Here is an 11,506-nt window from a genome sequence, read left to right on the forward strand (position 1 = left end):
ATCGATGATGATACCTGGAGTGAGGTCCGCCATTTTCAGGAAAGCGATGGCGACAGCCTTCACTTTATGGCCGACACGGATGCCTTGGACATTACCTCCATCCTCTTTGGTGACGGTCAATTCGGAGCGGTTCCCGCTGCCGGGAAAACCATTTCCGTGAGTTGGCTCGAAAGCCTCGGAGCCAAGGGAAACATCGGACCGGGCCGTATTACACAGCTTCTTTCAGCCGTCTATCACGATGGTGCTCAAATCCCGCTGACCATCTCCAACCCGGTGGCGGCTACAGGCGGCTCATCCCGCGAGACCATTCAGCATGCCCGTAATCAGGCTCCGGCCGAACTGCGCAGTCTCTGGAAGGCGGTAACGCTTCAGGACTACAAGGCGCTTGCCGAGGGTTATCCCGGTGTCTCCAAGGCCAAGGTGCTCGATACCAACGACTGCCAGAACATCCGTTATTACAACGTCCATCTGGCCATCGCGCCCAACGGTGGCGGCATGCCATCCGGGCTTCTCAAGCGTGATCTGGCTGAATATCTGGAACGCCGCAAGGTGATCACCGTCGAGGTGAATCTGTTCGATCCGGTGTACCGATCCATTCATATCGATTGTGAAGTCTATGCATGGCCGGGTGAAGCGCTCGAAAATGTGCGCAGTCGAATCGAATCGGCACTGGCGGATTTCTTTGCTTTCGATCAGGTGAGCTTTGGGCAGACCATCCATTCATCCGATCTCATTGCCCTGATCGATGGTGTTCGGGGAGTCAGTCACATTCATCTCTATACGCCCCAACTGAACGTGGACCTCGGGCGCGGTGAAATACCGGTTCTCGGCTCGGTCAATCTCGACATGCGGAGGGCTGAATAGTGGCGGACTGGTTCCACAACAATCTTACCGATCTGCTGCCGCCGCTGTATGAGCACAAGGATGAAAGCGGCGACCTTCGCTCTCTGCTTTCACTCCCGGCAGGCACACTCGATGAGATCAAGGAGGCCATCGACAGGTTCCCCGACATTTTTGATGTGGAGCGCTGTGACGAGCGGTTTCTGCCCTTGCTCGCATATCTGGTGGGTCACCGCTATGACGGCACGGACACGCCGGAAAACCAGCGTCGTCTGATTCGTGAAGCGGTCGAAATATACCGCCGCAAAGGAACCATCCCTGCCATCGGGCGCAGTCTTACATCGATTGGCTGGGAAGGCCAGATTGAAGAAACCTTCCGCAGCGCCCTCCGTTTGAACTCCCGCTCCCGTTTGAGCTCGGCAAAACTCCCCGGCAATGTGTTCAGCCTCGGAGTGTATCGGGTTCACAGTCTCAACCTGGCTGAAGGTGTACGGGATGCATTGTCTTTCCATCACCCGGCTGGTACCCGGGCGTTTTTCCTGCAGTGGCTCGCTACCTTTTTAGAGATCGGGTCTGATCTGGAATTTCAGAATGCCGCCCATGTCCGCAGTGTGGTTCTGGCATTTCTCGATGAAACTTTCGTGCTGGGAAGAAGCCGTCTTGGCTCCTGCCGCCATCTGACCAACAAGCAGCGGATATACGATTACCTGCAGCTGACCAGCACCGTGGAGATGGTTCCTGAAATCGACCGGGCCGCCAACAAGGTCTCCCGTTTTCATGGCCGTCAAAACAGGATGCGCCTCAATCACAGGCCGCTCAACGAAAGACGGCTGGTGAACACCTCCATCCGCGAGGACAGGCTGTCCTTCTGTAATCCGATTTATACCGGCCGGGACTATCTCACCGATATTGTCGAATCCGGTTTCAACCTCTCGGCCGACCATATCAATCGCCGCAAACTGTCCTTTGCCGATGCGGAAACCCTTTACTGCTTCCGGCAGAAAGACCTCTTTTCAATTCTGCAGGCAGAGGCTTCGGAAGCCCTGCAGAACAGACAGACCTTCGGCTTAAACATCGAAGCGAGAAATCGGCAATGTTTCCAGCTGGGCCGCTCACCGCTCAACGGGGATGTGGTCATCAATGCCATTCAGGGTGGACACAGCAGTGCGCTGCTGGTTGCCACCGCCGGATGCAAAGCCCGGGTCACCGAAGCATCAGACCTCATCAACCGCTGGCGTCGGAGAGGGCCTGTATTCAAGCTCAACGCGAATGTCCTCAACAACCGGACTTTGACTAATGCGAACCTCACCGGAGAACGGGCATCGCTTGAAGTCTATGTGGATACAGGTTCTCTCCAACGCCCACGGATTGTGCCTTTGAGCCTCAACCAACGCGCCCTCAACACGACCTCTTTACGCCTCTCCGTGGATCGGACCCGACCGCTCCGCATCGGACGGATGAAACTCAATCAGGCGGGTTTCCGGTTCACCGAGCCGTCCTACCGATGGCTGTTCCGTCAGCAGGATTTCAGCGAGGCGCAGGAAGCCGCTACAGAGAGCGCCGTGAACAAATATCAAGTAACCCAATGGCCTGTTTAAGGAGAGATTATGGCAATTCACTTATACCTCGATGAACAGTTGACCCAGCAGATTTCGGAAGGCGACTTCAGCAATCCGGATGCGGACAACTACAACGGCACGGATGGAGAAATCAAAGACCGGAAGATTTTCGTGGCCAATGAACAGACCACGCTCGCCGCACCGATCGATGACATCCAGACCGACATAGAACTGACTGAACCCCGCTTTGCCGATGCGGAATACATCGTGATCGGCACCGAGCAGATGCAGATCCTTTCCGGCGGCGGAACTGCAAATCTGACCGTAAGACGCGCCGTGGCCAACACCGTGGCAGCATCTTACGCGGCCGATGAGCCGGTCTATTCCGGATACGACTATACAGGGCTGGTGGTGGACCCGATCGACGAGTTCGAAACCGATGAATCGGTCTGGTACAAGCTCGCGCTCACGCAGGCCGAACTCGATACCGCCACTCAAAGCGCTCCGCTCAACCTCGGAGCCAAGGCCCACAATCAGACCATCTCTTTCTGGCGTCGCTGCACGGTGCTTTCGGGCACACCCGTTCAGAACAAGATCGACATCAAGCTGCGCCTCACCGGAACAGAGAACCCCGTTTTATAAGGAGTGAATCATGGCTTATCAAAGTATTCAGGGAACCGCCAGCGGCCGATTGGACCTGCTGAACAAGATTAAAGATTTTCTGGTCACCACCGTTGGCTGGACACTGCATGACGACCAGTCCGCCGATGCCCGGCCATACTATGTATTCAAATCAACCGGGGAATCCGGTGCGGAAGATATCTATCTGCGTTTCCAGATCGGACAGAGCTCCGGCCGCCTTGAAGTGGCCGCCTTCCAATACTGGGACAACACCACCCAGACCGGTGCAGGCGAAGCGTTCTACAGTTCGTACACCTATCTTCGGGCTGAGGACACCGCCGATTTTATTTACTGGCTGTATGCCGACCTCGACCATGTATTCATCGTCAGCAAGATTGTCTCGACCTACTACGGCCATTACAGCGGTTCCATCAAACGGTTCTGGTCTTCGGCGGTTGCCATCACTCAAGCAGCGATTGTCAACGGCAGTGCCGTGGTGGCGCAGGTCAACGATGCATCGATCTTCACACCCGATCAGCATTACATCATCAAAGACGACGCCAATATCGAGCGGGTCAAAATTACCGCCATCGATTCGGTTGCCACGCCCAATACCGTGACCATCGAAACGCTCGTCAGCGATTATGCGGCCGGAGCCAAAATCGGCGAGGACCCGCAGCCGGTCATCACCGGTTACTACAACATGCCAAGCACCTTTTACGCCGTGAACAAGTTCGACGGCTGGACTTCTGCCAGTGGACAGCGCGGCCGTTGCGGTGCTGCCCATGGCAACCTGCAAAGCGATACCGACCCGGAACGCCGCTACGACACCACCATTCTTTTCCCATGGCTGGTCAGCATGAATGGCGCTGACAGCTATCAGGAGCTGCGCGGGGAACTCATCGAAATCTATGCCACCGGCGGAGCCAACGTGGCCTCCGAGGATACCGTCGAAATCGGCTCGGATTCCTATCGGGTATTCAACCTCTCCGGCGGCGGCTGGTGTGCGATTAAGGAGTAAGGCTCATGGCTGTTGTTAAAGGACAAATCAAAACCACAACCCAAGTGAAAGGTCGGCGTGTTCCGCAACCGCTGGCCAATCTCAACAAGGGAATGGCTTTCAAAATGACCGGGAGGATTCGCCGTGGCCGTGCATAAGGGAGCCATCATTCGACCTGCCGTTATCCGGGGCATTCGCAGACCCGAATTTCAGGTCAATCTGCCGCCTGTGCAGGGAGCCTATTTCGACCTGTTCGGACCCCGGGATCAAAGACGCACCGTTGTGATTCACGCGGATGCCTCTGTCAGGGCATCAAACCAGCGCTCAACGGTGGCCGACAGTCAGGCCATTGTGGCAGGCCGTATCGAGCGGGATTCCGACACCTGGCTAATCATCCCGCAGACATTTGAACAGCTGGCTTTTGCCGCCGTTCGGGTGACGCATCCCCGACAGGCAATGCTGGATACAGCGCTCACGATCAGCGGTTCCCGGGCATTGATTGCCGATACCGCCCAGCATCTGGAGCAGCAGTTTGGCCGTTCCGCCGATGCGGGGCTGACCATTTTCAATGTGATTATCAACGAAGAACACGAGATTCAAACATAAGGAGAAGACCATGGCATTGGGACTCATAGTCAAATCAGGCCGTGTATTGACGGCAAAGCTCCTGATGGGACAGGCAGTGGAAGGCATAACCCACTGCGCCATCGGGGATGGAGATGAAACATTCACCGAACCGCAGAATCCCCCTGCGCCGGATATCGAGCAGACGGCCCTCAAAAACGAGCGGGCCAGAAAGCGGTTCTACAAACGGACCTTCCTCAAGGAGGACGCCGAAGGTGCGCTGGTGGTCAACGGAGTCCGCTATCTGGAAACCGGAGAAGAGACCAACACCATCGGCATCTTCTTTCGTTTTGATGAGGCCGAGGCCAACGGCATCACCATCAGGGAATACGGCTTTTTCGGCGGTGACGTCGAATATGTGGCCAGCGTGAGTGGTGATCTGGCCATGGGCGGCGTGTTTCATCAGGACACCAACCCCGTCGGAGAGGTGCTGCGCCCGGGCTACCTGTACGAAGTGAAGAACATTCCAGATTTCAACAAGATTTCCGATACCCGCGTGGAGCTGGTCGGGATCATCAAAATATAACCGGAGGTAAAAGAGATGAGTATTTCAAGAGATACATTCGATCCCGCCAAGAACTACAAACGCATCCGCTATCATCAGGACCGGGATCTGCTTGATTCGGAGCTGAACGAACAGCAGGAACTGATCAACCTCGAGCGCCGCAAGATTGCCGATATCCTTTTCAAGGAGGGATCGATTCTGAGCGGCCTCGATGTCACGGTACAGGATAACGTGCTCACGTTGACGTCGGGCATGGTCTATATCGACGGCCATGTGGAAGCGGTTGCCGGAGTCACCTTGACCTATGACCCCGCCACCACCAGCGGGGCGGACTATGTCTATTCCGAGCTGCTCAAATACAATTACGGCTACACGCAAGACCCGTCGCTGATCAACCCGGCCACGGGCGAGCCAACCGCCGAGCGCGAGAAATGGGTGCTGGCCCTGAAGACCACCGACACCACCGGCCTGACGCTTCCCAATAACGTGACCGAGCGCAAGGTGGTGCCCATTTACAAATTCGACCGGGAGACCGGCGATGTCACGGCGACGGTGCAGGAAAAATCCAATCTGTATCTGCGCGACCTGCTGGGCACGCTTCCCGGCAGCCGGATTACGGTTTCTTCCATTACCGAAGACCAGCTCTCCTTTGCCGCTGCCGAAGGACTCAATTCGCTGCTGCAGAACCTTGCCGAGCGGACCTTCGATCAGGCGGGCAGCTATCTGGTCAGCGGATTCGACAGCTTTATCGGCTCAGTGGATGATACCGATGTCGAGGTAATCACCAACGCGGGCCGGGCCTATATTCAGGGCTTCCGTCATCAGCGGGATCTGCCCACCTCCACGCTGGTTCCCAAGTCGGTGGCCATCAAGTCGGTGCGTGGTGAACAGAAGACCTACAACATCAGCCAGCGCCGTTACCCGGTCAACTCCACGCCGCTCAAAGAGACCACGCAGGTGGAAGCCATTGTGGAGATGACCGCCAATGTGACCCGAGGCTCGGTCGGCGGCGGTGAGGATCTGCTCGATCCCAATCCGGTCGTGGATATTCTGGAAGTCAGTCAGGGTGCCACCATTTTTCAGGAAGGCATCGACTGGCAGCAGTCCGGCAACCATGTGGACTGGATCGGCTCCGGCAATGAACCGGCTATCGGTACCACCTATACCGTGCGCTGGACCTACACCAAGCAGATGATCAAAGGCGAGGATTATGTGGACGGCGGCTGGTTCGGTATTACCGCCCATCCGACAGCCGGAACCTATCATTATGTGGTGACCGCTTTCGACGGATCGGGTGAAACCGCCTTCAACTCAGGCAGCGTACTTTCAAGAATGACTCTGGCCGGAGAGATGAACCGTCTTTCATGGCTGCCGGTCAACGGTGCCAACGGCTATCGGGTTTACCGGGCTACGACCAACGGCTCCAGAACCGACTTCCAGCGCATCAAGGAGCTGGGCAGCGAAGCCATCTCCTATATCGATGATGCGGTGGACGAACCCGTGGCATCCAATCCTCCGGCCAGCAGTTCGGCTGCGGTTTCCATGTCCACGACCCAGATCGAACTCGGCAATCTCAACGTGGTCAACTTCGGTCGCGGAGCACTTGGCGATGAACCGGTCAACGGCTCTAACTGCAGCATCGATTATGATTATTTTCTCGGCCGCAAGGACATCATCTACGCCACCACCCGGGAGATCAAACGACTCGAAGGTGCTCCGGCGGACTTTCCCAAGCTGCCGATCGTTCCGGAGGATACCTTGGGTCTGTGCAGCATTGACTGCCCGCCCAACTCCACCGATATGACCATCCGCAATTTCGGGCTCACCCGCATCACCATGGATCAGATCCACGACATCATCAAAGATGTGGAGGACCTGAAATACAACGATGCCCAGTATCAGATGAACAATGAGCTGCAGAACCGCGACGCCCAGTCCAAGAAAGGCATCTATTCGGATGATTTCTCCAACACAGCCCAGTCGGATATCTATCACGCCGAATGGGATGCCCGGGTAAACGAGCTGGGCAAGTTTGCCTCTCCGGATCGTTCGGCTATTTCATCACCGCTCGAGGTGGATACGGGAAGCAGTGATGCCAGCTTCTTCGGCAGTCTGGCGTTGTTGCCGGGATCGGAACAGGTGGTGCTCGAACAGAATGACTGGTCCGAGGAACGCAACATCAACCCGTATGCGGTCTTTGAAAAACCGCCTGCCATGCTGCAGGTCACACCCAATATCGGCCGCCGTGGCCAGACCGGCATTGCGGTAACAGGCATCAACTTCACGCCGGATCGCTCCGGGATTGTCCTGCGTTGTGACGGCCGGGTCATGGCCAGCAATCTGGTCAGCGATGATGCCGGACGTGTGACCGCCTCATTCACGGTGCCGACGGAAGCCCGCAACGGCAACCGTATCGTGGAAATGGCGGATGGGCAGTACACCGCCCGGGCCAGCCTGCAGATCAATGATCCTCTGGTGATCACCCGTATCCAGCGATTTATCCAGACCAACATCATCACCCGCATCGTTCGTGTGCCGGTGGTGCGTACCGTCTGGAGAACCCGTACCATCTTTGTCCGTCGTGATCCGCTGGCTCAGACCTTCAGCTTCACGGAAAACCGGGTTCTGTCGGCTGTGGGTATTCAGTTCACCGAGCGGGATGCCTCCATTCCGGTAACGGTTCAGATTCGAGGGGTTACCACCGGACTGCCCAACGACACCATCTTTGCCGAAAAGGTGATTGCGCCGTCGGAAATCAATCTCGGCGGTGAAACCAAGATCAGCTTCGATGATCCCTTTTACGCCGAAGCCAATACCAGCTATGCGGTGGTCCTGCTGACCAACAGTACCAACTACAAGGTGCGCACCGCCACTCTCGGCAAGACCGGTCGTCAGGGCATTATCACCCGCCAGACCTATGCCGAAGGTGTGCTTCTGGAAAGCTCCAATGCCGAGACCTGGACTCCGCTCAACGGCTCCGACCTCACCATGAAACTTTATGGCTATGAGTTCGAGAACGAAGGCACGGTCCAGTTCCAGCCGGTAAGCGGTGTACAGTTCTCCGATCTGAACATCGATGAATATTCGGCTATCCCGGAAGGTACCCACCTTATCTGGGAATACTCCACCGACGGTGGTTCGACGTGGGATGCGGTCGTTCCGGCCGAGGAAGAGCGTCTGCCCAATCTGGCCAATGGCGTTTTGGTCCGGGTTCGCTTCAGTACCGGCATGGGTAACGACACTCCGGCGCTCAACTTCCGGGATGTCAATCTGATCGGCTACCTCAACAACACCGCAGGAACCTATCTGACCCGTGAGAACGAGCTGACACAGGGTGTGGAATCCACCAAGGTCTACACCCAGATGGATATCCCCAGCGGCACCAGTGTTCAGTGGTTCGCCACCAATGACGGCGGAGAAACATGGGAAGCCATGACCATCGACGATACCCGGCCCATCGACGAAGACTGGACCGAATACACGCTGGTCCGAACCTTCAGCGATCCGCAGGGTAACAAGGTGCGCTACAAGGCTGAGCTGACCGGAACCGTATTGACCTATCCGAGGATTCACACCCTCGGTGCAACCCTGAGCTGATGGAGGCCCCGTTATGATCGTTAAACGCCGTGGCGGGATGACCGAATACATCCCGTCTCCACAGGAAAAACGGGAAGGACTGGTCCGGGATCACTCCTTCAATCTGATCGAAAACCTGCACCACAGGTTGAGCCGGTTGGAGGAGGAACTCGGATTGCCGCTTGATGAGGCCGAAGCCTGCACCATCTTTCTGGATAAAATGAAGCAGGATGAATCCCTGAATAAGGAGATTCACACCAGCTTGATTAGCGGTAGCAGCCCGGATACCTGAGCCCATCCCATCCGTGAAAAACAGCCAACGCCCCGGAACGCCCGCACGCTTCCGGGGCGTTTCTTTTAATGTGCTCGCCCGAATGCCGCCAAACTCGTAACATGTTGAAAATAAAGGTGTTAAATGTCGTTTCTTTCTGTTCTTCTACTTGCTTTCTGACGGAATTAAAGCATTCATTCACATGTAAGCTGAAGGCTTAAATACAAGCCCGGCAACAAGTTAGAAACCGTAAAACGGAGACTGTGAATGGATTTAAGAGAACTCAGATACGGAATCGAGATCGAGACCGTAAAACGCACCCGGGAACAGATAGCCTGGGCAATCCACTCGGTGGTCGGCGGCCATGTCAGGCATATCGGCGCACCGTCCTGCTACGATCCTTGGGAAGTGGAAGACCTGCGGGGCCGAAAATGGAAGGTGGTCAACGACGCATCCCTGACCAATGTGCCATCCCACCTGCGGGCGGAGCTGGTGAGTCCGGTGCTGACCTATGACGACCTCGAGCAGCTGCAGGAGGTGGTTCGGGCCATCCGCAAGGCCGGTGGAAAAATCAACAGCCAATGCGGCATCCACATTCATATCGATGCCGAGCCCTTTGACGGGCGCAAGCTGGGTAACCTTGCCAAGGTGGTGTACAAACAGGAACCGCTGATCCTCCATGCCCTCGGGATCAACAGCGACCGCCTGCGCCGTTACACCCGACCGGTCAGTGATGAGCTGATCCGGAATATCGAACGGCAGCGTCCCAAGACCAAGGCCCAGCTGAACCGCATCTGGTACGGCTACCACAACAACCAGCCCCAGCACTACGACAACACCCGCTACCACGGAGTCAACCTGCACAACGTCTGGTACCGGGGCACGGTGGAGTTCCGCTGGTTCGAGGCGACCCTGCATGCCGGAAAGATCAAAGCCTACCTGCAGTTCTGCTTGGGCATCGCCGCCAAGGCGCTCAACGGCAGAGCCGCATCCAGCCGCAAGCGGGACTTCGATCCGCAAAGCGCCAAGTATGACTTCCGGGTCTTCCTGCTCCACCTCGGCCTGATCGGGGATGAGTTCAAAACCGCCCGATTACATCTGATGAAAAACATGCCCGGTGACGCGGCCTTCAAGAAAGGTCGTCCCAAACCGGATGAAACCGAAACCACCATTCAAACCACAGAGGCCGGGTCTAATCCCGGCCTTTCTGTTTTAGGAGGTGAATCATGAAGATACTGATCCACTCGACGACACTGGACGGCGAACCGCTGGAGGCAGACGGCATCGCTCTGGAAGGCAAAAACTGCGCGGAGCTGGTGGAGATCATGAAAGGCCAGACACCGTTCACCATCGAAGCGACCGCCCGTGATTACATGCTCGGTGTGCTTGGCCGCATCGAGCCGGACCGAAAACTCCAGCTGCCTGAAGATCCCGAAGCGGCCGCAGCCGAATTCCTGACCCTGCTGGGAAAGCATGGGCTGGTGGAGTTCCTGCCGGATGACGCCTTCATCGACCTGCCGCCGGAGGACACCTTTGACAAGGAGGATGATCTATGTGCGGACAAGTAGGCATCATCTTCGGTCAAAAGCGACGGCGCATTGCCGAGCGGGAATACCTGAACAAGGTCTTTATCCGCATGCTGCTCTGCAGTGAGGAGCGCGGTCCCCACGCCAGTGGAATGGCATGGCTCAGGACCGACGGGGACTTCCGGCTTTTCAAGCGTCCCATCCGGGCACACCGGCTGGTCAGGGAATCCACCTTTCACGAGCTGATGGCCGAGGTGGACAACCAGACCACCATCCTGATGGGGCATACTCGCTGGCGGACCCGGGGCAGCGAAGACAACAGCCGCAACAACCATCCGATCCGCTCCGGCATCATCATCGGCACCCATAACGGCACCATCTACAACGCCGATTACCTGTTCCGCAGGCTCGGCCTGCCGCGCTATGCCGAAGTGGACAGTGAGCTGCTTTTCCGGCTGGCCGACCGCTTTGCACCCGACGGAACCATCGACGGCCGAGGCTTCCGCAAAGCCCTGCGCCTGTGTCGCGGCCAAATGAGCGCCGTGTTGGCCTCACGACTCGATCCCGGGGCCATTACCGTCATCAAGGGGAACAAGCCGCTGTCGCTGCGTTACAGCCGCAAACACCGGGCGGTGCTCTACGCCTCCGAACCGGAATACATTGAAGCCGCTCTGGATGACCTGCGTGGCTGGCGCGAACTGGAAATTCCGCCGCTCACCATGCTGACCTTCCGCCATGAAACCCTCAAAGAGTGGCAGAGCCATCCCTTCAGATTTGTCTGTCAGGAACGTAAAGGAACCTTACCCGAAGGAGTGAAAGCATGAAAAATAACGACAACCACCTCCAGCTTTTTGTCTACGGAACCCTGAAAAAGGGATTCTGGAACTTTGACCGGTTCTGCACCCGGGCCATCAGTATTGAACCCGCCACCACTTGGGGCAGACTTTACCAGCTGCCCGCCGGGTTCCCGGCCTTGGAAGTCCC

The 11,506-nt window shown here is 56.8% G+C and carries 13 protein-coding genes; all 13 read left to right on the forward strand.

The features are described from left to right. Nucleotides 1-864: baseplate J/gp47 family protein (locus R2940_18485; GenBank protein ID MEZ4601783.1), on the forward strand; the 864-nt coding region annotated here is incomplete at its 5' end. Further along, entirely contained in the window at nucleotides 864-2,438 is a 1,575-nt protein-coding gene (locus R2940_18490; GenBank protein MEZ4601784.1) for a phage tail protein, read from the forward strand. The genes R2940_18485 and R2940_18490, both read left to right, overlap by 1 nt. 9 nt (nucleotides 2,439-2,447) lie before the next feature. Then, entirely contained in the window at nucleotides 2,448-3,041 is a 594-nt protein-coding gene (locus R2940_18495; protein MEZ4601785.1) for a hypothetical protein, read from the forward strand. 10 nt (nucleotides 3,042-3,051) lie between these two features. Beyond that, nucleotides 3,052-4,041 (forward strand): hypothetical protein, encoded by a 990-nt coding sequence (locus tag R2940_18500; GenBank protein ID MEZ4601786.1) that lies wholly within the window; start codon nucleotides 3,052-3,054, stop codon nucleotides 4,039-4,041. A gap of 5 nt (nucleotides 4,042-4,046) precedes the next feature. Further along, complete coding sequence (locus R2940_18505) at nucleotides 4,047-4,178, forward strand: hypothetical protein (protein ID MEZ4601787.1); 132 nt, start codon at nucleotides 4,047-4,049, stop codon at nucleotides 4,176-4,178. Next, nucleotides 4,165-4,626, forward strand: coding sequence for a hypothetical protein (locus R2940_18510; protein MEZ4601788.1), 462 nt, complete (start codon nucleotides 4,165-4,167; stop codon nucleotides 4,624-4,626). Before R2940_18505 ends, R2940_18510 begins: the two co-directional genes overlap by 14 nt. A gap of 10 nt (nucleotides 4,627-4,636) precedes the next feature. Then, complete coding sequence (locus tag R2940_18515; protein MEZ4601789.1) at nucleotides 4,637-5,170, forward strand: hypothetical protein; 534 nt, start codon at nucleotides 4,637-4,639, stop codon at nucleotides 5,168-5,170. Nucleotides 5,171-5,185: 15 nt separating this feature from the next. Then, on the forward strand, nucleotides 5,186-8,746 hold the full coding sequence (locus tag R2940_18520) for a DUF4815 domain-containing protein (protein MEZ4601790.1): 3,561 nt from the start codon (nucleotides 5,186-5,188) through the stop codon (nucleotides 8,744-8,746). A gap of 13 nt (nucleotides 8,747-8,759) precedes the next feature. Beyond that, a complete protein-coding gene (locus R2940_18525; protein MEZ4601791.1) occupies nucleotides 8,760-9,017 on the forward strand; it encodes a VrlD in 258 nt (85 codons plus the stop codon). A gap of 246 nt (nucleotides 9,018-9,263) precedes the next feature. Further along, a complete protein-coding gene (locus R2940_18530; GenBank protein ID MEZ4601792.1) occupies nucleotides 9,264-10,226 on the forward strand; it encodes an amidoligase family protein in 963 nt (320 codons plus the stop codon). Further along, nucleotides 10,223-10,564 carry a hypothetical protein gene (locus R2940_18535; protein MEZ4601793.1) on the forward strand — a complete coding sequence of 114 codons (342 nt, stop codon included), beginning with the start codon at nucleotides 10,223-10,225 and terminating at the stop codon, nucleotides 10,562-10,564. Before R2940_18530 ends, R2940_18535 begins: the two co-directional genes overlap by 4 nt. Then, nucleotides 10,549-11,346, forward strand: coding sequence for a glucosamine 6-phosphate synthetase (locus R2940_18540; protein MEZ4601794.1), 798 nt, complete (start codon nucleotides 10,549-10,551; stop codon nucleotides 11,344-11,346). Before R2940_18535 ends, R2940_18540 begins: the two co-directional genes overlap by 16 nt. Then, nucleotides 11,343-11,506: gamma-glutamylcyclotransferase (locus R2940_18545; protein ID MEZ4601795.1), on the forward strand; the 164-nt coding region annotated here is incomplete at its 3' end. The genes R2940_18540 and R2940_18545, both read left to right, overlap by 4 nt.

It is taken from the genome of Syntrophotaleaceae bacterium, assembly GCA_041390365.1.
In the GTDB taxonomy this organism is placed as follows: Bacteria; Desulfobacterota; Desulfuromonadia; order Desulfuromonadales; family Syntrophotaleaceae; genus JAWKQB01.

Bases quoted from the DNA above. Each gene is read 5' to 3' on its own strand.
- R2940_18535 (MEZ4601793.1), top strand. From the start codon at position 10,223: ATGAAGATACTGATCCACTCGACGACACTGGACGGCGAACCGCTGGAG.
- R2940_18540 (MEZ4601794.1), top strand. From the start codon at position 10,549: ATGTGCGGACAAGTAGGCATCATCTTCGGTCAAAAGCGACGGCGCATT.
- R2940_18515 (MEZ4601789.1), top strand. From the start codon at position 4,637: ATGGCATTGGGACTCATAGTCAAATCAGGCCGTGTATTGACGGCAAAG.
- R2940_18505 (MEZ4601787.1), top strand. From the start codon at position 4,047: ATGGCTGTTGTTAAAGGACAAATCAAAACCACAACCCAAGTGAAAGGT.
- R2940_18530 (MEZ4601792.1), top strand. From the start codon at position 9,264: ATGGATTTAAGAGAACTCAGATACGGAATCGAGATCGAGACCGTAAAA.
- R2940_18520 (MEZ4601790.1), top strand. From the start codon at position 5,186: ATGAGTATTTCAAGAGATACATTCGATCCCGCCAAGAACTACAAACGC.
- R2940_18500 (MEZ4601786.1), top strand. From the start codon at position 3,052: ATGGCTTATCAAAGTATTCAGGGAACCGCCAGCGGCCGATTGGACCTG.
- R2940_18525 (MEZ4601791.1), top strand. From the start codon at position 8,760: ATGATCGTTAAACGCCGTGGCGGGATGACCGAATACATCCCGTCTCCA.
- R2940_18495 (MEZ4601785.1), top strand. From the start codon at position 2,448: ATGGCAATTCACTTATACCTCGATGAACAGTTGACCCAGCAGATTTCG.